The following is a 22,428-nucleotide window of genomic DNA, read 5'->3' as shown; positions in this document are numbered from 1 at the left end:
GGAAACAATCACGATGCATTTCATGACGCAATTGCCGCGCACCCGCCATCTTCGACATGGCCTCGCGCGGGCTCTGCTGCGCCGCATTTCGCTTTTTGCCGCGTTGCCGGCCGCGCTCGCGATCGGCGTGGGCATAGCCGGCTGCGCGTCGTCGAATACGACGTCGCTGATCAATCTGCCGAACGGCCAGACCGGCTTTGCGGTGAATTGCAGCGGCGCCGGCGCCGATTCGAGCTGGGCCTCATGCTACGTGCAGGCCGGCAAGGCGTGCGGCGCGACGGGCTATGACATCGTGTCGAAGGACAACGACGAAGGCGGCACCGCGGGCGGCAGCGTGACGAACGTCGTGTCGGCCAACGTCAAGAACCGTTCGATGATCGTGCGCTGCAAGTGAGCGCGTTCAGCTTCAGTTGCAGTCGCAGTTGCAGTTGCAGTTGCAGCGCAGTTGGCGCCCACCGTTGCGGCACAGGCGCCGGAGCATGCTTCAATGCGCCTGCATCTTCGAGAACATATTGAGCACGGCGACGCCCGCGATAATCAGCCCGAGGCCGATGACGGCCGGCACGTCCGGCACCTGTCCGTACAGCAGCAGCGCGACGAGCGTGATCAGCACGATGCCCGCGCCCGACCACACCGCGTAGACGATGCCGACCGGAATGCTGCGCAGCGTCAGCGACAGGCAGTAGAACGCGACGGCGTAGCCAAGCACCACAATCGCCGACGGCACGAACCGCGAGAAGCCCTCCGACGCGCGCATCGCCGATGTCGCGATCACTTCGGCCACGATGGCGATGCCCAGCAATGCATAAGGCGGCAGCCGCATCGGCTCAGGCCTTTGCAAGCGCGAGCTTGCTGTAGTCGTGACCGAGATGCGCGCATAGCGCTTCGACCACAAACTCATGATCGGCGCGCTGCGGCAGACCGGACACCGTGATCGAACCGATTACGCCCGCGCCCGTGACTGTCAACGGAAACGCGCCGCCGTGCGACGCGTATTCGGTGGCGGGCAGACCGTGTTTGTCGGCGAGCGTGCTGCCGGCCTGCTGCATTTTCAGACCGATCGCGTACGAGCTGCGCCGGAAATGCGCGACCGTGTTGCCCTTTCGGCGTGCCCAATCGATGTTGTCCGGCGTCGCGCCGTCGAGCAGGCTGAAGAACAGCGGTTGACCGAACGTGCGGACGTCGATGGCGGCCGCGATGCCGCGCGCCTTCGCGACCTCGTGCAAATAGGCGCCGATTTGCCAGGCGCGGTCGGCGTCGAATTGAGGAAACACGAGCGCGTGTTCCTGAGCGGCAATGACCTGCAGATCGTGAGCGATGTCCATGAAATTCCGAGGGCGAATGGGAGTGCGGGCGCGTCGTCGTGCAGTGCTGACGGTTTGTGCGGTTGTCTGCTTTGTCGTGCGGCGAGTCGCGCGGTTCCTTGCGAATCGATCGGGATTACTTCGCGACTACCTGGCGACGGAGCGACATACGTGACGGCGCGTCGAATTGCGATTTTAGCGCAGCGTGTTGCGGGGGCCTTGCGCGATGCGACGCGGGGCACGCATCGCGCGACGTGCTGTTAGTTAGCGCCGGCGCTTGTCAGAGCGAGGAGAAAGCGTTCCGCTGAGGAAAAGGCCCGCGCCCAAAAAGCCGTTTTCTTAAACGCCTATTGCACGCGCTTCCCATCTGTTCTATAATCTTTTCTTCGACGGACGCGGGGTGGAGCAGTCTGGCAGCTCGTCGGGCTCATAACCCGAAGGTCGTAGGTTCAAATCCTACCCCCGCAACCAAGTGCTCAATGCGAGCGAACAGGTCAAAGCGTCGAAAACAACATTCAAGGCTTGCCAAATCGGCAGGCCTTTTTTGTTTTGAGCTTGCCATTCCTCTTCCAAGCTTCGACACGCGGGTCATCGGCTCGCACACAGCGTTCCAGTTGTTCGCAAACGCTCGCGCTCGCGTCGCCGTGGCAACCCCCGCCAACTTCGCCTCTCCCACCGCCCTTCGCTCCCGCCACAAAACCACGCCGCCCCAGTGATAAACTCCTAGCACCCTTTCTCGTCCCCTTCCTATGAAATTCTGTTCTGTCTGCGGCCACGGCGTCAGCCTGAGCATTCCGCCGGGCGACAACCGCGAGCGCTTCGTGTGCGGCAGTTGCGGCACGGTGCACTATCAGAATCCGCGCAACGTCGTGGGCACCGTTCCGGTGTGGGACGACAAGGTGCTGCTATGCCGCCGCGCGATCGAACCGCGCTACGGCTACTGGACGCTGCCTGCGGGCTTCATGGAAATGGGCGAGACCACGGCCGAGGCCGCGTCGCGCGAAACGCTCGAGGAAGCCGGCGCGCGCGTCGAAGTGCAGAGCCTGTTCTCGCTGCTGAACGTGCCGCACGTGCATCAGGTGCATCTGTTCTATATGGCGCGCCTGCTCGATCTCGACATTGCCGCGGGCGAGGAAAGTCTCGAAGTAAAGCTCTTCGAGGAAGGCGACATTCCGTGGGACGAGATCGCGTTTCCCACCGTCGGACAAACACTGCGCTTCTTTTTCGCCGACCGCGCGGCCGGCAGCTTCGGCCTGCATACCGGCGACATCTTCCGCTCGCTGCGCGAAGGCTGAGCGGCGCGCATGGTCCCCTGGCTCGGCCCCGACGATCCCTTTCCGCCCGTCGAGCGTGCGCTCGGCGCGGCCAGTGGCGCGCCGGGCCTGCTCGCCGCGAGCGGCGACCTGCTGCCGTCGCGGCTCATCGACGCTTATCGTCACGGCATCTTCCCGTGGTATTCCGACGGTCAGCCGGTGCTGTGGTGGAGCCCCGACCCGCGCATGATCCTGCGTCCCGCGGAGTTCAAGATCTCGCCGTCGCTGCGTAAAACGCTCAAGCGCGTGCTGCGCGACGACGCATGGGAAATTCGCGTGGATCACGATTTCGCCGCGGTGATGCGCGCGTGCGCGCAGGCGCCGAGGCGCGGACAGCGCGGCACCTGGATCACCGCCGACGTCGTCGACGCCTACACGTCGCTGCATCGGATGGGCGATGCGCACAGCATCGAAACATGGTTCGAAGGTGAGCGCGTGGGCGGCTTATACGGCGTCTCGTTCGGCAAGATGTTCTTCGGCGAATCGATGTTCGCGGACGTCACCGATGCCTCGAAAATGGCGCTGGCCGCGCTTGTCGGGCACTTGCGCCGTCACGAAATAGAAATGATAGACTGCCAGCAGAACACGTCGCATCTGGCGTCGCTCGGCGGTCGCGAGATAGCGCGCAAGGCGTTCATCGCGCATGTTCGCGCGTCGGTCGACGCACCGCGCATTCCCTGGCGCTTCGACAAGACCGCGTTGCTCGATGTGCTCGCGCGAGCGGCGTAGAAGGAATCAGGCCGAATCCGGGTCCGCATGATCGAACGCACAAGCGAACGCGCGGATCGACAAGCTAGCCGCAACGCGCGCCGGGTTTGCATTACCAGAGACACCAGAGACGCTTCGAGAGCTGCCAACGTGACTCATCCCAACGAGCTGCCTCTTTCTCCGCTTTCGGCGCTGCAATTTTATGCAACGGCGCCTTATCCCTGTAGTTATCTCGACGGGCGCATCGCGCGCTCGCAAGTCGCCACGCCCAGTCACCTCATCAACTCCGATGTCTACACGGACCTCGTGAAGGCCGGCTTCCGGCGCTCCGGCGTGTTCACCTACCGGCCGTATTGCGACGGTTGCCGCGCGTGCGTGCCGGTGCGCGTGCCGGTCGAGCGCTTCGAGCCGAACCGTACGCAGCGCCGCGTGTGGAAAAAACATGGCGAGATGATCGCCACCGTCGCACCGCTTCACTACGACGAAGAGCACTACGCGCTCTACATGCGCTATCAGTCGGCGCGGCATGCGGGCGGCGGCATGGACCGCGACAGCCGCGATCAATACGAGCAGTTCCTGCTGCAAAGCCGGATCAATTCGCGGCTCGTCGAATTCCGCGAGCCGCTGCCGGACCGGCCCGATTCGCCGGGCCTGCTGCGCATGATCAGCATGATCGATATTCTCGGCGACGGGCTCTCGTCCGTGTACACGTTCTTCGAGCCGGGACTGCCGCATACGAGCTTCGGCACGTACAACATCTACTGGCAGATCGAGCAGGCGCGCAGTCTCAAGCTGCCGTATGTGTACCTCGGCTACTGGATTCGCGAGAGTCCGAAGATGGCGTACAAGGCCAATTTCCGGCCGCTCGAAGGATTGATCGACGGCACGTGGCGCGTGCTCGATCCCGCCGGCGTCGATCTCCAGCCGACCGGCGCGGGGATGCAAGGCAGGCGCGGGCCGCTGCGGCCTTGAGTGTGGGCTGAGTGTGGGCTGAGTGTGGGCTGAGTGTGGCCCGAGGAACACCACGCTCGACCCGCGCCCGCGGCAACGCACCGCCCTCGCCTTCCGCCTTATCTCATTGACAGCGCAAAGCCGGTAAAATAGCGGGTTCCCATTTTCCGGCCGCCCGGCTTCGTCCTGTGTTCAGTTCCCTCTATCCGCTCGTACGCGCCCAACTCTTTCGCATGGACGCGGAAGACGCTCATCACCTGACCTTGCGCGCGCTCGGCGCCGCGGGCCGCACTGGGCTCGCGGGCGCGCTCGCCGCCCGCGTGCCCGATGCGCCGCGCACGGTGATGGGACTGACGTTCCGCAATCCGGTAGGACTCGCAGCGGGACTCGACAAGGACGGCGCCGCGATCGACGGGCTCGCCGCACTCGGCTTCGGCTTCATCGAAGTGGGCACCGTCACACCGCGCGCGCAGCCGGGCAACCCGCGTCCGCGCATGTTCCGGCTGCCGCAGGCGCAAGCTGTGATCAACCGGATGGGCTTTAACAACGCGGGCGTCGACCAGTTCGTGAAGAACGTGCAGGCCGCGCGTTACCGCGGCATTCTCGGGCTGAATATCGGCAAGAACGCCGATACGCCGATCGACCGTGCCGCCGACGATTATCTCTATTGCCTCGAGCGCGTCTATCCGTTTGCGAGCTATGTGACGGTCAACATCTCGTCGCCGAATACGAAGAACCTGCGCCAGTTGCAAGGCGCGGACGAACTCGACGCGCTGCTCGCCGCGCTCAAGGACAAGCAGCAGCGTCTGGCCGACATGCACGGCAAGCTCGTGCCGCTCGCGTTGAAGATCGCGCCCGACCTCGACGACGAGCAGATCAAATCGATCGCCGGCACGCTGCTGCGCCACCGCTTCGAAGGCGTGATCGCGACCAACACGACGCTCGCGCGCACGGCCGTCGCGGGCATGCAGCACGGCGACGAAGCGGGCGGCCTGTCGGGCAAGCCGGTGTTCGACGCGTCCAATGAAGTGATCCGCAAGCTGCGCGCCGAAGTCGGCGAGACGGTGCCGATCATCGGCGTCGGCGGGATTTTTTCCGGCGACGACGCGCGCGCCAAACTTGCCGCGGGCGCTTCGCTCATTCAGCTTTATACGGGTTTCATTTATCGCGGCCCGGCACTCATCGGCGAATGCGTGCAGGCGTTGCGCTAGGTATGCGGTCAGCGTGCGCGCTCTCACGCGTCGCTGATGGTCATGCACACGCCCGCCTCGTAATACAGACATGAGCAATGGGTATTTAGCGACGGGCACTCTGCTTTGTTAAGCTCTCGTCCGCTATAACGCCATACGAACAAAAAAGGACCACGATGCAACTTCGCTTGTTGAAAAAACTTTTCGTCGCCGCGATGATCGGCGCTTCGTTCACCGCGATCCCGGCCCATGCCGACGATCTGCTGGATCAGGTCAAGCAGCGCGGCACGCTGCGCGTCGGCCTCGAAGGCACCTTCCCTCCGTTCAATTCCAAAGCGCCGTCGGGCGAACTGGTCGGCTATGACGTCGACATCGCGAAGGCTGTCGCGTCGAAGCTCGGCGTGAAGCCGGAGTTCGTCACGACCGAATGGAGCGGCATCATTGCGGGCCTGCAGGCCGGCAAGTTCGACGTGATCGTCAATCAGGTCGGCATTACGGACGCACGCAAGCAGTCGCTCGACTTTTCGCCTGCGTACACGTACTCGGCCGCGCAACTGATTCAGCGTAAGGACGACACGCGCCAGTTCAAGTCGCTCGACGATCTGAAGGGCAAGAAGCTCGGCGTCGGCCTCGGCACCAACTACATGGACATGGCGAAGTCGGTGCCGGGCATCGACGTGAAGACGTATCCGGGCGCGCCCGAATATCTGCGCGATCTCGCGGCCGGCCGTCTCGACGCGGCGCTCAACGACCGCCTGATGCTCGCGTATCTGCTGAAGAACTCGCAGTTGCCGCTGCGCACCGGCGCGAACGTCGGCGCGGGCAACCCGTCGGGCATTCCGTTCAAGAAGAACAACCCGAAGTTCGCCAAGGCAATCGACGACGCGATGACGCAGCTTGAAACCGACGGCACGTTCGCGAAGATCTCGGACAAGTGGTTCGGCATCGACGTGAGCAAGCCGATCAAATAAGCGCCTGAAATAAGCGGCTCGCGATGAAACGAAGGGCGGCATGCTCGGTATGCCGCCCTTCGCACTTGTGCGGCACGCGCTCCCATTGACGATATGCGCCTTGCGCGCCAACCCGAGCACTGCTCATGTCCACCACTTCCCTGCTCGTCGAATCGCTTCCTGCGCTCGCGCAGGGCGCCGTCCTGACGGTCAAGTTCGCCGTTCTGTCGATGTTCTTCGGCCTGATCGCCGGCGCCGTGCTCGCGCTGATGGGCGTGAGCCACAGCCGCACGCTGAACCGCCTCGCGCGCGTCTACGTGAGCGTGATGCGCGGCACGCCGCTGCTCGTGCAGATCTTCGTGATTTACTACGGCTTGCCGAGCTTCAATATTTCGCTCGATCCGACGCCGGCCGGCGTGATCGCATTGTCGGCGAACGTGGCCGCGTATCTGTCGGAGAGCATGCGCGGCGCGATCCTCGGCATTCATCAGGGACAATGGCTCGCCGCGTACAGCCTCGGACTCTCGCGGCGCCAGACGCTGCGTTACGTGATCGCGCCGCAGGCGCTGCGCATCGCCGTGCCGAGCCTGTCGAACAGCCTCATCAGCCTGATCAAGGACACCTCGCTCGTGTCGGTGATCACCGTCACGGAACTGCTGCGCAGCGCGCAGGAAGTCATCGCGTCGACGTATCAGCCGTTGCCGCTTTATCTCGCCGCGGCGGCTGTTTACTGGGTGCTGTGTCAGATACTGGAACTGTTGCAGCGCTGGTATGAGCGGCGTCTTGCGTTGCCTTCGCGGCATTGAGCGCGGCACGCGATGAACGCGTGGTCGGCTACGCTTTCATTGCGAGCCGGGTGAAACGCGATGCGTGTAAGTCGTGAGTCGTGACTCGCGGCCCCCTTCACTCTCCCGCAAACTTCAGCCCTAGCGCCGCGCGCGCCGCGTCGGCCATCTCGATCATCTGCAACGATTTACTGTGCGGCATCAGCGGACTTTCGAGCTGTCCCGCGCGAATCAGGTCGCAGAAATGCGCGGTCTCGTAGTTGAGGCCCCCGCCTTCGAACGGCTCGTCGAGCTCGACCACGCGACCGTCGGTGTAGCGGATCGTCGCGCGCGACGGGTTCCACCACGGCTCGTGAATCGTCACGTGCCCGCCCTTCGCCATCAGCAGCGCGTCGCCCTTGCCGTGCAGATCGAGCCCGCAAAACAGTTGCGCGATGCCGCGCTCGTGCCGGCTATTCAGGCTCGCAAACGTATCGACGCCGGTCGAGCCGAGCCGGCCGAGCGTTTGCACTTCCAGCGGCGCGCCGAGCCAGTCGACGGCAAGAAATATTTCATAGATGCCGATGTCGAGCAGCGCGCCGCCCGCGTGCTCGAACGACAGCGACGGATGATCGTCGGGTACGCCCGGCACCGAGCAGCCGGCCCGCACGAGTCCCATGTCGCCGATCGGATCGTCGTTTAGATGCGCGCGCAACTTTCTGTAGAGCGGATAAAACGGCGGCTTCATCGCTTCCATGAAGAGCCGTTGTGCGCCGCGCGCGGCATCGACCACACGCTCGAGCTGCGGCCTGTTGATCGTCGCGGGCTTTTCGCACAGCACATGCACGCCCGCTTGCAGCGCGGCGACGGCGTAGTCGGCGTGGCTGTCCTGAACCGTGGCGATGTAGAGCGCGTCGATGCCGCTCGCGAGCAACGCGTCGAAGCTCGCGCAAGCCTCGCCGCCGAACTCGTCGGCGAAAGTCTGAGCGGGCTCGGGCCGCCGTGACCACAGCGCGGCGAGACGCGCGTGCGGCACATAGGCGAGGCCTTGAGCGAACCGGCGCGCAATGCGGCCGGCGCCGACGATGCCCCAACGGATGTCGCGGTCCGAAGCAGTGGTTTGGGTTGCGGTTGAGTTGGCGTTCGTCACGATCGGCTGGCGTCCATGCGGATAAAGAGAGCCGCTATTGTCGCGCATGCGGCCCCGCACGTGTGCCGTCGCCGGCGAACGCCCTGCCTGTTTGTCTCTATCGAAGAACTAACGGCGACCGAACCATGAGCGAACACTCGCGCGCCGCTGCGCGAACGCGCGCAGCAGCAGCGCGCAACCGATGCGCCGCCCCGTGTTGCCCTGCGTCTTGCCCAGCGTGTCAGCCGCGTGAGGGCGGCACCGGCGGCGCGCCGGCGAAGGTGCCGGCGATTTCCTCGGTCGTGTGATCGATCATCGCCATCGCAGCGAGTTCGGCCTCTTTCGGGTCGCGCCGTTCGATCGCCTCGACCACGCGCCGATGCGAGTTCACTGCCGTTTCCCACGCGCCTTCGCGAGCGGTGACGATGGGATTACCGGTCGACAGCGCGCCGCGAATAATCGCCGCCATCTGCTTGAAGAACTGATTGCCGCTCGCGACGACGATGCGCGTATGGAACAGCTCGTCGGCTTCCTGATAACCGGGTTCGCCCGGACGGATCACCTTGAACGCCTCGAACGCGTCGCGCACCGCCGCGATGTCGGCCGCGCTGCCGCGCGACGCGGCCTGCGCCGAAGCACGCGGTTCGATCAGAATACGAAACTCGATGACGTCGCGCAGGAACACCGGATCGGGCTTCGCGCGAAAACGCCAGTTCACGACGTCCTCGTCGATCATGCGCCAGTCGCTCATCGGCCGGATGCGCGTGCCGATCTTCGGGCGCACGTCGAGCATGTCGCGCGCGAGCAGCATCGAGAGCGCTTCGCGCATCACCGTGCGGCTCACGTCGAACTCTTTCGACAGCACGTCCTGCGGCGGCAGTATCGCGCCGTATTTCTCCTCGACGATCCCTGTGACGAGCCCATCCATGACCTTGCTCACCAGCGATCGATCCTTGTTTGCCTGTTCCATGACCCTCTCCCCGAAGCGGTGTTCGCCCCCGCGTAGCCTGTTGATAAACCGCCCTTTTGTGTGTTTTATCGTCGCGTGGTTACTCATCCACGATACGTTGCTAGCTTCACAACGGTTACGCCAGTTGGGACACTTCCTGACAGGGTTATCCCTCTGAAGAATTGTTTCTTCTGTGTAACGCGATCGGCCCCGAAGGACCATAAGCTTGCGTCTCAAGCATGCCTTTCACGCCGACTTTGCATCGTGCGAAGACGCACGTAGGACGGCAAATTGTCTGAACGGAGGCGGCGTGCAATCGATCATGGGTTGCCGCAAGCGGCGGACCTGGTGCCTGTGTGGTTGCTGGTGCGACTGCCCGTGAGTCTTTAGTGCGCTCACCGCTCTTCAATTCGACACACGTGAGCATGCATGGCCTCGCTCGTCATCAAGGCGATGCGCCGCAAGCGGCTTGTGCGCGATGAAGTGGAACCAGCACGCGCCGCTGTTCTCGACGCCGTCGGAAATACGGTTGCCCGCGCAACTATCAAACACCGCATCGCATTGCAAGCCAATCTGCGCAAGTTGCCGGCGCTGTTCGGCAAGTGTCGTGTAGACGATCACAATGCCGAAGTTGTGAGCCGCCGCTGTCTTGACCGCATAGCCGCCATAGTCGCGATTCAGCTTGACGTTGTGTATATAGTTGAGCGTGCCGAGCTGGAAGCGGCGCATCGAGCGCAGCGTACGCCAGCCGAGCGTCAGCGGATTGAGCGTGAAACGCGGCAGCAGATGCCAGATGCCCTCGCGGTAACCGGGGCCGCCGCGATTGTGCGACGAGAACAGCACATAGCCGCCTGGCCGCACCACGCGATACATTTCCTGAAGGATCTTCACGCGATCGTTGTAGTCGACGCAGTCGATACCGTTCCAGCTAAATGCAGCGAGCCCGTAATGATCGGACGGCAGTTCGGACATATCGCGTGCATCCATATGCCGCAAATCGCAGCCGGGATAGCGCGATCGCGCCGTCTCCAGCAGGTTCGGCGCGTAGTCGACGCCGGTGTATTCGTTCGAGATACTAAGCATCAGCGCAACGGTGCGTCCGGTGCCGATGCCGATATCGAGCAACGGCGTGCCCGAACAACGCGGCGCGAGCCATCTGAAGGCGGCCTCTTCGCCCGCGTCGGAGAAGCTCTTGCCGGTCGTGAAAACGCGGGCCGCGTCGCGCGAATTCCAGGCGAGGCGATTGATGCGGTCCAGCTCCGATTGACTATTCACGACACGTCTCCAGTGCGATGCAAGAGCGCGGCGACAGCGCGATCAGCAGCGGCTTCCTCACAGCATCTCAAACGTGTTGACGAGCGCGGCACGATCGCGCTCGCGGCGCCGCAATGCGGTGAGCGGTTGCGAGGCGCGCACTTGCCGCGTGAGACCGATGAACGGCACGCCATGCTCGAGATACGGACCTTCCGTCTTGCGAAAGCCGAACTGCTCGTAGAACTCGCGCAAACTGAGCGGCGCGCTCACGCGTGCGGCGTGTCCCGGCCAACGCTCGGCAATGGCCTGCAATACGCGCTCCATTAGCATTTCCGCGGTGCCGTCGCCGCGGCGCAGCGGACTCGTCAGCACCTTGTCGATCATGATGTCGGGATCTTCCGCATCGCCGGGCTGCACACGGGCGTACGCAAGAATCGGCATCGGCCGCGCCATGTCTTCGACGGCGAACACGTGCAGCGAAGTTTCGTCGCGTCCATCGGCATCGAGGCACACATGCGATTGCTCGACGACGAACACTGCGCTGCGCGCCCGCAAGATCAGGTACAGCTCGCGTGCAGAAAGCTGCTCGAATTCCAGCGTTTTCCAGTTCATCACGTTCCCCAGCGGATTCTTTAATGTTCGGTGCGGCGAGCGCACAGGTTGCCCTCGCGGGCCTCGCACGATTGGCGGGCCGGTTTTGACGCCTACACGGTACGGCCGCCATCCGGCTGTTTCCGTTCGCCATCGCACTCACGCTGGAGGTTGCCGAATCTTCATACGAGGCACCGATAACGCGGCGCGAACGGAGACGCTGCACACCAGATCGTGACGGCTTTAGAGTTGCTGAGTGATGCGCGCCACGCGATCGGAAACGTGGACATCGCAAGCAAAATAGACGGCGACAACGGCGTTGTTTCGCTGACGCTACATTTCGCTGATTTGCACGGTGCCGCGACAACGGCGCATAGACATGGCCGCGAGGCTCGTTCGGCTCTCGCGAGATCGGAGTCGAACGCGGCGCGCACGGCACCGGACTTCGCGCCGCGTATCACCGACGTGCCGGTGTTCTTCCACGGCACCTGTCGGACGAATGCCGATCCCGTCAGCCGGAGAAGCAGCGAAGCGCAACCACAACACGCCTTCGAGCCGGCCCGCGACGCACGCATGAAACATGCTGCGCGCGAGCAGGACAATGGCGTACGAATCGGACAGGTTCTATGCGCTAGCCGACGAGCACGGCCGTGCGCATCTGGCCACACGTCGCATTGGCGAATTTCGACTATGCGAATGACGCGGCCCGCGCGCCCACTACAGACGTCTGGCCATTTTCAACTAATAAGGGCATCACTCATCACCACGCGTGGCGCCCTGCCCGACGCGATCCCACTCTCGCCACCCACATCACAAAGCGCGGGCTGTTGCGTGCGCATCCATCATTCAGCTTTAAAGCGGATGCAACACTTGCGGCACGGGCCGCCGAAGTCCGGGCGCTCGATGACGCATCCGCCACTTCTACGGATACCCGTACCATCCGCCCGCCATTTGCCCGCGATGTCTTCGCGAAGCGCGTAAAACCTCGCGCTGCGCGAACCCATTGGTCGGGCTGCGCCCATCACTGTCGTTTTTTTTGCGACTCCTGACAGCCATAAATGATGAACCGTGCGGCAACCGACGCAAGCGGTTGAACACATCTGAATCAATTCCGGCACATCGCGGACACCGCGCCAAAAGGCGCTCACAAAGCGCGGAACAACCCTGGCGCTCCAATCGCAAAACCGCCGCCACGCGCAGCGAACTCAATTGGATCAAGCACTTGGCCCGTATAAAAAGACCATCGCGCGCACGGTCGACGCAAACGTCGGATGTACAGAATTGAAACAAAAAGGCGCGCACAGGGGGTTTATTTCGCCCGCCCGTCGTCGCTGCGCCGCACCAGTCACGCTTTCCCCTATGGTTGGCACAGTCCTCGCTAATACAAGGACGCAACACCGCGGCGCCGTGAGGACGACCACAACGGCGGCGGCGCACCAACCAATACGGGGCCGACTCTGTTCACCCTGCGCTGACTGCAATGCAGAGCGCGCGTTATCAAAGGGTGCAGGAATCGGATCAAAAACAGGAAGACGCGAGACCCGCGGCTTCACGCGAGGACCGATCATGTTGACACTTCAATCAGATCTGCACGGAAACCATTTGCTCGGCGCATTGCCGTCTCACGAATGGCAAGCGCTTGCTCCGCACCTCGAACTGGTTCATCTGCGCACGGAACAGTTGCTCTGCGATTCCGGCCAACGCATTCATCACGTGTACTTCCCGACGACCGCGATCATTTCGATGCTGTCGACGATGGAAGACGGCAGCTCCGTCGAAATCGCCGCGGTCGGACGCGAAGGCATGACCGGCGTGCCCGTGCTCACGGGCGGCGAAACCATGCCGAACCGCGTGCAGGTGCAATGTGCGGGCTTCGCGTATCGCATGAGCGCGCAGGCCCTCAAGCAGCAATTCGCCCGCTCCGACTTCCTGCGCCGTCTGATGCTGCTCTACATGCACGCGCTTCTCACGCAAGTCGCGCAGACCGCCGCATGCAACCGCCATCACGCACTGAACAAGCAACTGTGCCGGTGGCTGCTGATCGAAGTCGACCGTGTCGCGTCGAACGATCTGACGGTGACGCAGCAATTGATCGCCGACATGCTCGGCGTGCGCCGCGAGGGCATCACCGAGGCAGCCGGCAAGCTGCACGACGAAGGCCTGATTCACCACAGCCGCGGACACATCAAGGTGCTCGACCGCAAGGGGCTCGAAGCGCGCGCGTGCGAATGCTACGGCCTCGTCAAGCGCGAATTCGATCGCCTGCTGCCGCGCCTGCGCCAGGCCGAAACCGTCGAATAACACGCGGCGCGATTGCCGTCCTCGCAGAGTCGATAATGTTCAGGAATACTGCGCGATGCCTCGACGCATTCCTCGTGATTGCGGGAGGCCTGCTCGCCCACTGGATGCGCTTTGCCACGCTCGCCGCTTTGCCGGACACCGAACGCCTGCTGATCGCCTTCAACTGCGTGCTGGTGCTGTTGATGTTTCCCGGCTTCGGCGTGTATGAAACATGGCGCGGCAAGCCGTTGACGGCGATGCTCGCACGCGTGGCCGCGGCGTGGCTCGCGGTCGTCGCGGCGGCGTTGCTGCTCGCCTTCACGCTGCATCGCATGGATGCGGTGTCGCGGCTGTGGTTCGTCTACTCGACGTTGATCTCGGGCGCGTTGATCGTCGCGACGAAGTGCGCGGTGCATGTCGCGTTGCGCAGTGTTCGCCGGCGCGGCATGAATTTCCGCACCGTTGCGATTGTCGGCGCACCTGGCTTTGCGCGCACGCTGCTCGCGCATCTCGAGCATGCGCCGCAAGCGGGCTTCAAGCCGGTCTGCGTGTTCGACACGAGCGTGGACAGCAGCGTTGAACGGGCAGCGTATGGCGCGCGGCTTAATCGCCTGCCGGTGCTGACCGACCTGACTGCATTCGCCGCCAAAGTGCGCGACGAGCGCGTGAACGAAGTCTGGCTCGCGCTGCCGCTCTCGGAAGAACGCACGATCTATCGCTTTCAGCGCATGTTCAGGCATGACTTCGTGAACCTTCGTTTTATTCCTGACGTACGCAGCCTCTCGCTTTTCAACCACTCGCTCGTCGATGTGGTCGGTTTGCCCACGCTAAGTCTCGGCGCGCCGTCGCTCTCGCCGCCGCAGATGTGGCCGAAGCTGATCTTCGACCGGCTCTTCGCCGCAGGTGCGCTCGTCACGCTCGCGCCGGTGTTCATCGTGCTCGCGACGGCGATCAAGCTCACGTCGCCGGGGCCCGTGTTCTTTCGCCAGACGCGCAAGGGCGCCGACGGCGAGCCGTTCTCGATCTACAAATTCCGTTCGATGACCGTGCATCATGAAGCGCAGGGTCAGGTCACGCAGGCCACGCGTCACGACGCGCGCGTGACGAAGCTGGGCGCGTTCATGCGCCGCACGAGCCTCGACGAGCTGCCGCAGTTTCTCAATGTGCTGCTCGGACAGATGTCGGTGGTCGGCCCGCGTCCGCATGCGCTCGAACACGACGATCTCTACAAGGACCAGGTGTACGGCTACATGCACCGCTACCGCATCAAACCCGGCATCACCGGATGGGCTCAGGTGAACGGCTATCGCGGCGCGACCGCCAAGGTCGAGAAGATGGAAGCGCGCGTGAAGTTTGATCTCTTCTATATCCACAACTGGTCGTTCTGGTTCGACATGAAGATCGTCTTCATCACGATTTTCAAGGGCTTTATCAGCCGCAACGCGTTCTGATCATGCCGCTACGGACGCCGCTCCTGAAAGTCTCCGTGATCGTGCCGACGTATCGGCGCACCGCCGATCTCGCGCGGTGTCTCGCGGCACTCGACGCACAGGAGCGCCGCGCCGACGAGGTAATCGTCGTCGCGCGTCACGACGATCACGCGACGCTCGACTGGCTGCGTACGCGTGAGACCACACGCCCCGATCCGCGCCGCTGCGTCGTGCTCGTGCACAAGCCCGGCGTCGTGGCCGCGTACAACCTCGGGATCGACAGCGCATGCGGCGACGTGCTCTGCTTCACCGACGACGACGCCGCTCCGCATCCTGACTGGGTCGCGCGAATCGCCCGCACATTTGGGGGCGATGCATGCCTCGGCGGTCTCGGCGGCCGGGACATCGTGCATGAACGCAACGGTATTCCGCAGGGGCGGAAACCGTGCGTCGGCATCGTGCGATGGTATGGCCGCACGATCGGCAACCATCACATCGGTCATGGCGAGGCGCGTGAGGTGCACGTACTCAACGGAGTGAACATGGCGTTTCGCCGCGAGGCGATCGGCGCGCTGCGTTTCGACGCGCGGCTGCTCGGCAGCGGCGCGCAGGTTCATTGCGAAATGGCCTTCAGCCTCGACGTGCGCCGGCGCGGCTGGACGCTCGTCTACGATCCTGCGCTGCTCGTCGAGCACTTTCCCGCTCAACGCCGCGACGAGGACCCGCGCTTCGTCTTCAACGATACGGCGTTCTATAACGCGTCGTTCAATCTTCGACTCATCATGTGCGAACACCTGACGCCGCCAGGCCGATGGGCGTTCGTCGTTTACTCGACGCTGATCGGCGATCGCGCGGACCCGGGGTTCCTGCGCGCGTTGTCGTTGTCGTTGGCGTTCGAGCGCGGCGGAATGGCGCTTGCGTTTCGCAAATGGCGAGTGGGCTTACGCGCAATGCGCGGAGCGTGGCAGGAAGCGGCGCGCTAACGCCCGCAAGCCGAAGTAATTTGCGTTGCAATAGATAGCCGGTCAAGGGCTGCGCCGCATGAAGGCGCAGCCTTTTTTTTTTACGCCACTACAAAAACGCGCTGACGTCCGTCTGAAAGCGCTGCGCCAGCGCCTTCGCGACCTTCTTGCTGATCGCCCGGCGGCCCGCGAGGATATCGCTCACCACCGTCGGCGATGCGATGCCCATCAGATCTTTTTGCCGCAGCCCGTGCGTTTCGAGCAGATGCCGCAACACCTCGCGCGGCTCCGCTTTGGGCAGCGTCACGTTCTGCGCCTTCCAGCTCCGAACCAGGTCCGACACGATCGCGTGAAGATCGGTGAGCGGCTCGTTCTCCTTGCCGTTCAGATGATCGGCAAGGGCACTGGAGAGTTCGACCATCGTCTGATAGTCTTGTTCGTTGCGAATGGGAGTAATGGGCAATTGGGCCTGTAGCGCGGCCCAGCTTCGAGCGATGTCGGGAAAAGAGCCCGGAAGGCGATCGGCATTCATGAGTGTAGAGTCTTCCTCGTCCAAAGGTCGCGCATCGCATGCGTCATCGCGTGACGTACGGATTAACGACTGCCTGTTTTAGTAAATCGCAGCGACGATCCGTGATTGTTTGCGTTACCACGGCGGTTACGATTCGTCGCCTGCGTCGAATATCGCGTATTGAGGCGGCTTATGATCCACGCTGCCGCCTGCCCCCGATAGCCGCTCCGGTGGCATCGCCCGAACGGCTTGTTGATGGTGCTGCCCTGCTGAAACACGAGAGGATCGCCGAGCCGCGAAGCCGGCGAACGCCTCGGCTAATCATCCGCAACTGCTCTGCGCCGCCGGCTCGACCGGCCATCCGGCCGGTTCGGCGAGGCGCTCAGCGTCGATCCGCTGCACGGTTGCGGACTCGCCGCGTAAATGCTCGGAAGCGATCGTGCGCGTGACCTCGGCCATGAACGCGCGACGAAACACGGCCGCCGAAAACCGCTCGGCGTTCGCGCGGCACGCGGCCGGCGTGATCTGTTCATGCTGCCGTTCGAACCGGTCGATTGCGTCGAGCATCGACACAACAGTTTGTGATCCGAAATAAATGCCGGTGGGATGCGCGTCGCCGACGGGCACCACGGTCTCGAGCGACCCGCCCTTGCCGAATGCGATCACCGGCGTGCCGCACGCCTGCGCTTCGAGCGTGACGATGCCGAAGTCCTCTTCGGCGGCGAATACGAAAGCTCGCGCACGCTGCAAGTAGCTCTTCAGCACGCCGATCGGCTGATAGCCGAGTATCGTCACATTCGGCCCGGCCTTCGCGCGAATCGCAGCCATCTCCGGTCCATCGCCGATCACGATCAGCTTGCGATGCGGCGTGGCGCTGAACGCCTCGACAATCAGATCGATGCGCTTGTACGGCACCATTCGCGAGGCCGTCAGATAGAACTCTTCCTTATGCGTGCACAGTTCGAATTCGTCGACATTGACCGGAGGTGGAATCACGGCGGCGTCGCGCCGATAGGTTTTCATCATGCGCCGCGCGACGAATTGCGAATTCGCGATCAGGCGGTCGACGCCATTCGCCGAATGCGAATCCCAGCCGCGCAGATAATGCAGCAACGCACGCATGAGCCAGGACTTCGGCCCGCGCGTCAAACCGGCTTCGCGCAGATACTCATGCTGCCGGTCCCACGCCTGACGCATCGGCGAATGCACATAACTTATGTGCGTTTGATCGGGGCCGACGAGCACGCCCTTTGCGACCGTATGCGAACTCGTGATGATCAGATCGTAGTCCGCGAGATCGAACTGCTGGACCGCGAGCGGCATCAACGGCAGATAGCTGTCATAGCGACGGCGCGCGAACGGCAGGCGTTGAATGAAGGAAGTGGTGACGGGTTTGCCGTGCAACGGTCGACGGTCTTCGAGAAAATCCACGAGGCTGAAAAGATCCGCGTCGGGAAAGCATTCGATAATCTGCTCGAGTACCTTCTCGGCGCCGCCAGGTGCGACCAGCCAGTCGTGCACGATCGCAACTCTCATGATCTCCCTATCCTCGTTAACGCCTCCTGGGCATAGCGACGAGTGTAGGTGGCGCGTGCTTTACTGTGCGTGCGCGTGACCACATTCGACGCACGACAGCACGGGAATAATTCATTCGCCGCCATTCGCTTCTTGCGAATGCACGGAACAAATTAATTCGCTTTCCTATGCGCCACGCGTTCGATGTTTCGCTCGACACGGCAATGCAGCGGCCCGCCGGCGAGCTAATGCTCAGACGGGGCCGCTGAAGCGTGTTTCGGTGAACGGAAAACGAAGGGCCGCAGGTGCCCGCACGATGCGATGCGGGCGCCTGGGTTATTGCTCAGACCTTGCGGTACTCGATGGTCTGTACGCCGGTGTCCGTGCCGAGCAGGCACAGATTCGCGCCACGGCCCGCGAAAAGGCCCACTGTCATGACGCCCGGCCACGCGTTGATATGCGTCTCGAGCGTGCGCGGATCGCTAATGCGCAGACCTTTGACGTCGATGATTTCGTTGCCGTTGTCGGTGATGAACGGCGTGCCCTCTTTCGTCACACGCACGACCGGCACACCGCCGAGCGCGGTCACACGGCGGCCGATCGCGGTGCGCGCCATCGGCACGACTTCGATCGGCAGCGGGAAGTTGCCGAGCGTGTCGACGAGCTTGCTGGCGTCCGCGATACAGACGAATACGTCCGACACCGACGCGACGATTTTCTCGCGCGTAAGCGCACCGCCGCCGCCCTTGATCATAGCGCCGCTGTGATCGATCTCGTCGGCGCCGTCGACATAAACCGGCAGCGAGTCGATCTCGTTCAGATCGAGCACCTTGAAGCCGTGCGATTGCAGGCGCGCGGTGGTGGCGAGCGAACTCGACACCGCGCCGCGATAGCGCGCCTTGTTGGCGGCCAGCGCGTCGATGAAACAGTTCGCGGTGGAGCCGGTGCCGACGCCGATCACCGAGCCTTCCGGCACGTTCGCGTGGACATAATCGGCGGCGGCCTGACCGACCAGTTGCTTGAGTTCGTCTTGAGTCATGAGAATGCGGGCGAGCTGTAAAAGACGCTAGTTTACCGGAGTAAGCGGCGGAAACCGGGCGAAATTACTTCTTCACCGCCCGCTGCCTGACCGCCTCGAACAGACACACGCCGGAAGCTACGGAGACGTTCAGGCTCTCGACCGTGCCCGCCATCGGAATCTGCATGACGATGTCGCAGGTGTCGTGCGTGAGGCGGCGCATGCCCTCGCCTTCGGCGCCCATCACGATCGCAACGGGGCCGTCGAGTTCCGTCTCGTAGAGGCTCTTCTTGGCCTCGCCCGCCGTGCCGACGATCCACACGCCGGCCTCCTTCAGTTCACGCAGCGCGCGCGCGAGGTTCGTCACGGTGATGTACGGCACCGTGTCGGCCGCGCCGCTCGCGACTTTCGCGGCGGTCGCGTTCAGGCCGACCGCGCGGTCGCGCGGCGCGATCACCGCGTGGGCGCCGGCGGCATCGGCGACGCGCAGGCAGGCGCCGAGATTGTGCGGATCGGTCACGCCGTCGAGCACCAGAAGCAGCGGCGAGCCGTTGATGCCGTCGAGCAGTTCCGCGAGATTCTGCGCGAGCGGCATGTCGCCCGCGCGCGCCACCACGCCCTGGTGACGCTCGGTGTGCGCGAGCCCCCACAGACGCGTTTCGTCGGCGGCGATCAGGCGCACGCCCGCTTCCTTCGCCGTGTGCAGAAACTCCGTCATGCGGCGGTCCTTGCGCGTGGCGTCGTAATAAACATCTTCGACGGTCGACGCGTCGTGCCGGATGCGCGCGGTGACTGCATGAAAACCGTATAGAACCTTGTGACGTGCCATGACTGATACAACCTTTGATTGAGCGCAGCGGAGAAGCCGCGCTGCTGTGATGAATACGTGTGCCTGTCCGCGATCGGGCCGGCGCGTTACTCAATGACTGCCTGATGAAGCGTGCTGAGGCTGCATGAAGCGCCGATCAAACTCGAATCAAGCGCGGACTAAACTCGAACCAAGCGCGGACCAAACGAACACCGCGCGCAACCGGCACGTCTTCACGTACCCGCTGCGCGCGGTTCGGGCGCCGACGCGCGGCGTTAGCGCTTCTTGCGCGCGGTCTGCCTGGACGCCGCCTTGGCCGACGCGCCGCCCTGCTTCTTCGCGGCGCCGCGCGCTTCCTTGACGGCCGCGCTTTGCACCGGCGCGGCCCGCTTGCGGCGCGCACCCGGCGCTGCCGCGCCGCCTTCGGGCGACGACAACTCGCGCACGCGCGGGCCGCCGTTGTCCGCGGACGACTTGTCTGCCGACACGCTGCGAGCCGGATGCGGCTTGATCGGCGTATCGCGCACGAGGCGGAAGTCGATCTTGCGCGCGTCCAGATCCACGCGGCTCACCTGCACGCGCACGCGATCCGAGAGCCGGTAGCGAATGCCCGTGCGTTCGCCGCGCAGTTCGTTCTTGATTTCGTCGTACTGGAAGTAGTCCGAGCCGAGTTCGGTGACGTGCACGAGGCCTTCGATAAAGAGCGAATCGAGCTGCACGAAGATGCCGAACGACGTGACGCCGTTGACCATGCCGCCGTACTCTTCGCCGAGCTTGTCGCGCATGAAGTAGCACTTGAGCCAGGCTTCGACGTCGCGCGATGCTTCGTCGGCGCGGCGCTCGTTAGCCGAGCAATGCAGGCCGAGCTCTTCCCAGATCGCGACGTTGGTGCCGCGCGTGCGGCCGGTTTTTTCGTCGTCGGCCTGCTGCATGGCGCGAGCGCGCGGCGACAGCGCCGTGTTCAACACGACGCCTGCCGGCGGCTCCGGCTGATACTTGCGGCCTTGCAGAATCGCGTAGATGGCGCGGTGCGTGAGCAGGTCGGGATAACGGCGGATCGGACTCGTGAAGTGCGCATACGCCTCATACGCGAGACCGAAGTGGCCGATGTTGTCCGGGCTATAAACCGCCTGCTGCATCGAGCGCAGCAGCATGGTTTGCAGCATCTGCGCGTCGGGCCGGTCGCGGATTTGCGCCATCAGCGCGGCGTAGTCGCTGGCGTGCGGCTTGTCGTTGCCGCCGAGCGTGAGGCCCATGCCGCGCAGGAACGTGCGCAGATTCTCGAGCTTCTCCGCGGTCGGGCCGGCATGCACGCGGAACAGACCCGGATGCTTGTTGCGCTTCAGCAGGTCGGCAGCGCACACGTTCGCGGCCAGCATGCATTCCTCGATCAGCTTGTGCGCCTCGTTGCGGGTGCGCGGCACGATCTGCTCAATCTTGCCCTGCGCGTTGCAGACGATGTACGTCTCGGTCGTATCGAAGTCGATCGCGCCGCGCTTCTGCCGCGCGGCGAACAGCGCCTTGTACACGCCGTAGAGGTTCTGCAATTGCGGCAGCAGCGCGGCGCGGCGCGCGGCTTCCGGACCCTTGGTGTTTTTCAGCACCGCCGCGACTTCCGTGTACGTCAGACGCGCAGCCGAATGCATCACACCAGGATAGAACTGATACGCCTTAACTTCGCCGCGCGCGGTGACGATCATGTCGCACACGAGCACGCAACGGTCGACGTTCGGATTGAGCGAGCACAAACCGTTCGACAGTTTCTCCGGCAGCATCGGAATCACGCGGCGCGGGAAATAGACCGACGTGCTGCGCTCGATCGCGTCGGCATCGATCGCGCTCTTCGGATGCACGTAGTGCGAGACGTCGGCAATCGCGACGATCAGACGGAAGCCGTCGCCGCGGCCGACCTTGATCGGCTCGCAATACACGGCGTCGTCGAAATCGCGCGCGTCTTCGCCGTCGATCGTGACGAGCGGCACGTCGCGCAGATCGATGCGATGACGCACGTCAGTGGGACGAACTTCGTCGGGAAGTTTCGCGGCTTCGGCAAGCGCGTCGGGGCTGAACTCATGCGGCACGCCGTATTTGCGCACCGCGATTTCGATTTCCATGCCGGGGTCGTCGATATCGCCCAGCACTTCCGCGACGCGGCCCAGCGGCTGCGAATGACGGCTCGGAAAATCGGTCAGCTCGACCACCACCACCTGGCCGACCTTGGCCTTCTTGGTGTTCTGCGTGATGAGGATGTCGTGGCCGATGCGCTTGTCTTCGGGCGCGACGATCAGCGCGCCGTTCTCGTTCAGCAGACGCCCGATCACGCGCTTGTTCGCGCGGTCCGTGACCTCGACGATGTGCCCTTCCGGCCGGCCGCGCCGGTCATAGCCGACGATGCGTGCAAGCACGCGGTCGTTGTGCATGACCTTCTGCATTTCGGCGGTGGGCAGGAACAGATCGTCCTGACCGTCGTCGCGAATCAGGAAGCCGTAACCGTCGCGATGACCCTGAACGCGGCCTGCGACGAAGTTCGACGGATGAGTCAGCTGATAGAGATTGCGCTGATCGAGCCGGATCTGGCCGTCGCGCTCCATGGCGCCGAGGCGCTTGAAAAATCCTTCGCGCTCCTGGCGCTTGATGGACAGGGCTTCGGCGATCTCGTTGGCGGCGAGCGGCGTTTCGCTCGTACGCAGGACGCCGAGGATTTCCTCGCGGCTCGGAATCGGATACGGAAATTTGCTCAAGGGCTTGTCGATGATTTTTTCTCGTTGCATGGACGTCGGTCGGCGATCTGGCTCGGCTTA

The 22,428-nt window shown here is 63.6% G+C and carries 21 protein-coding genes and 1 tRNA gene; 11 read left to right on the top strand and 11 right to left on the bottom strand.

Going from position 1 to position 22,428, the window contains the following annotated elements:
• The first annotated feature begins 13 nt into the window (after nt 1-13).
• A complete protein-coding gene (locus CUJ91_RS07700; protein ID WP_053857986.1) occupies nt 14-394 on the top strand; it encodes a hypothetical protein in 381 nt (126 codons plus the stop codon).
• A 90-nt stretch (nt 395-484) separates the two neighbouring features.
• Here CUJ91_RS07700 and CUJ91_RS07695 read toward each other — a convergent pair whose 3' ends face one another.
• Together CUJ91_RS07695 and CUJ91_RS07690 are read right to left on the bottom strand one after the other, a co-directional pair.
• Nucleotides 485-817: an SMR family transporter gene (locus CUJ91_RS07695; protein WP_370882129.1), complete on the bottom strand. Its 333-nt coding sequence runs from the start codon at nt 815-817 to the stop codon at nt 485-487.
• Between the two features lie 10 nt (nt 818-827).
• Complete coding sequence (locus CUJ91_RS07690; protein WP_006048778.1) at nt 828-1,325, bottom strand: heme-degrading domain-containing protein; 498 nt, start codon at nt 1,323-1,325, stop codon at nt 828-830.
• A 373-nt stretch (nt 1,326-1,698) separates the two neighbouring features.
• Here CUJ91_RS07690 and CUJ91_RS07685 point away from each other — a divergent pair.
• From CUJ91_RS07685 to CUJ91_RS07655, 7 genes are all read left to right on the top strand, one after another.
• A tRNA-Met gene (locus CUJ91_RS07685) sits at nt 1,699-1,775 on the top strand.
• A 278-nt stretch (nt 1,776-2,053) separates the two neighbouring features.
• A complete protein-coding gene (locus CUJ91_RS07680) occupies nt 2,054-2,599 on the top strand; it encodes an NUDIX hydrolase (protein ID WP_006048777.1) in 546 nt (181 codons plus the stop codon).
• A gap of 9 nt (nt 2,600-2,608) precedes the next feature.
• A complete protein-coding gene (gene aat, locus CUJ91_RS07675) occupies nt 2,609-3,346 on the top strand; it encodes a leucyl/phenylalanyl-tRNA--protein transferase (protein ID WP_107707665.1) in 738 nt (245 codons plus the stop codon).
• Nucleotides 3,347-3,475: 129 nt separating this feature from the next.
• Complete coding sequence (locus CUJ91_RS07670; protein WP_107707664.1) at nt 3,476-4,297, top strand: arginyltransferase; 822 nt, start codon at nt 3,476-3,478, stop codon at nt 4,295-4,297.
• Nucleotides 4,298-4,509: 212 nt separating this feature from the next.
• Complete coding sequence (locus tag CUJ91_RS07665) at nt 4,510-5,487, top strand: quinone-dependent dihydroorotate dehydrogenase (protein WP_244231000.1); 978 nt, start codon at nt 4,510-4,512, stop codon at nt 5,485-5,487.
• Between the two features lie 155 nt (nt 5,488-5,642).
• Nucleotides 5,643-6,437 (top strand): cystine ABC transporter substrate-binding protein, encoded by a 795-nt coding sequence (locus tag CUJ91_RS07660; RefSeq protein ID WP_107707662.1) that lies wholly within the window; start codon nt 5,643-5,645, stop codon nt 6,435-6,437.
• Nucleotides 6,438-6,562: 125 nt separating this feature from the next.
• Nucleotides 6,563-7,222 carry an amino acid ABC transporter permease gene (locus tag CUJ91_RS07655; protein ID WP_006048772.1) on the top strand — a complete coding sequence of 220 codons (660 nt, stop codon included), beginning with the start codon at nt 6,563-6,565 and terminating at the stop codon, nt 7,220-7,222.
• 97 nt (nt 7,223-7,319) lie between these two features.
• Here the strand turns inward: CUJ91_RS07655 and CUJ91_RS07650 are convergent, their stop codons facing one another.
• From CUJ91_RS07650 to CUJ91_RS07635, 4 genes are all read right to left on the bottom strand, one after another.
• Nucleotides 7,320-8,378, bottom strand: coding sequence for a Gfo/Idh/MocA family protein (locus CUJ91_RS07650; protein WP_244230987.1), 1,059 nt, complete (start codon nt 8,376-8,378; stop codon nt 7,320-7,322).
• 172 nt (nt 8,379-8,550) lie between these two features.
• Nucleotides 8,551-9,279, bottom strand: a complete 729-nt coding sequence (locus CUJ91_RS07645) for a FadR/GntR family transcriptional regulator (protein WP_053857982.1) — start codon at nt 9,277-9,279, stop codon at nt 8,551-8,553.
• 384 nt (nt 9,280-9,663) lie between these two features.
• The gene (locus CUJ91_RS07640) at nt 9,664-10,533 is read right to left on the bottom strand and encodes a class I SAM-dependent methyltransferase (protein WP_107707661.1); all 870 of its coding nucleotides are present in this window, start codon (nt 10,531-10,533) and stop codon (nt 9,664-9,666) included.
• Nucleotides 10,534-10,590: 57 nt separating this feature from the next.
• Nucleotides 10,591-11,124 (bottom strand): GNAT family N-acetyltransferase, encoded by a 534-nt coding sequence (locus tag CUJ91_RS07635; protein WP_006048768.1) that lies wholly within the window; start codon nt 11,122-11,124, stop codon nt 10,591-10,593.
• A gap of 1,545 nt (nt 11,125-12,669) precedes the next feature.
• On the opposite strand from CUJ91_RS07635, the gene CUJ91_RS07630 reads away from it, so the two are divergent.
• The 3 genes from CUJ91_RS07630 to CUJ91_RS07620 are packed head-to-tail and all read left to right on the top strand — an operon-like array spanning nt 12,670 to nt 15,796.
• Nucleotides 12,670-13,404 (top strand): Crp/Fnr family transcriptional regulator, encoded by a 735-nt coding sequence (locus tag CUJ91_RS07630; protein ID WP_006048767.1) that lies wholly within the window; start codon nt 12,670-12,672, stop codon nt 13,402-13,404.
• A 35-nt stretch (nt 13,405-13,439) separates the two neighbouring features.
• A complete protein-coding gene (locus CUJ91_RS07625) occupies nt 13,440-14,834 on the top strand; it encodes an undecaprenyl-phosphate glucose phosphotransferase (protein WP_107707660.1) in 1,395 nt (464 codons plus the stop codon).
• 2 nt (nt 14,835-14,836) lie between these two features.
• Nucleotides 14,837-15,796: a glycosyltransferase family 2 protein gene (locus tag CUJ91_RS07620; protein WP_107707659.1), complete on the top strand. Its 960-nt coding sequence runs from the start codon at nt 14,837-14,839 to the stop codon at nt 15,794-15,796.
• Nucleotides 15,797-15,884: 88 nt separating this feature from the next.
• On the opposite strand, the gene CUJ91_RS07615 is transcribed toward CUJ91_RS07620, so the two are convergent.
• The 5 genes from CUJ91_RS07615 to rnr form a co-directional block, all read right to left on the bottom strand.
• Nucleotides 15,885-16,307 (bottom strand): helix-turn-helix domain-containing protein, encoded by a 423-nt coding sequence (locus tag CUJ91_RS07615; protein WP_006048764.1) that lies wholly within the window; start codon nt 16,305-16,307, stop codon nt 15,885-15,887.
• 300 nt (nt 16,308-16,607) lie between these two features.
• The gene (locus CUJ91_RS07605) at nt 16,608-17,822 is read right to left on the bottom strand and encodes a glycosyltransferase family 4 protein (RefSeq protein WP_107707658.1); all 1,215 of its coding nucleotides are present in this window, start codon (nt 17,820-17,822) and stop codon (nt 16,608-16,610) included.
• A gap of 322 nt (nt 17,823-18,144) precedes the next feature.
• Nucleotides 18,145-18,840, bottom strand: coding sequence for a ribose-5-phosphate isomerase RpiA (gene rpiA / locus CUJ91_RS07600; protein WP_107707657.1), 696 nt, complete (start codon nt 18,838-18,840; stop codon nt 18,145-18,147).
• Between the two features lie 64 nt (nt 18,841-18,904).
• Complete coding sequence (gene rlmB / locus CUJ91_RS07595; protein ID WP_006048761.1) at nt 18,905-19,648, bottom strand: 23S rRNA (guanosine(2251)-2'-O)-methyltransferase RlmB; 744 nt, start codon at nt 19,646-19,648, stop codon at nt 18,905-18,907.
• A 254-nt stretch (nt 19,649-19,902) separates the two neighbouring features.
• Nucleotides 19,903-22,398, bottom strand: a complete 2,496-nt coding sequence (gene rnr / locus CUJ91_RS07590) for a ribonuclease R (RefSeq protein ID WP_006048760.1) — start codon at nt 22,396-22,398, stop codon at nt 19,903-19,905.
• Nucleotides 22,399-22,428: the final 30 nt, after the last annotated feature.

The organism is Paraburkholderia graminis, from assembly GCF_003330785.1.
In the GTDB taxonomy this organism is placed as follows: domain Bacteria; phylum Pseudomonadota; class Gammaproteobacteria; order Burkholderiales; family Burkholderiaceae; genus Paraburkholderia; species Paraburkholderia graminis.
This window is presented reverse-complemented; position numbering and strand designations above follow the sequence as displayed.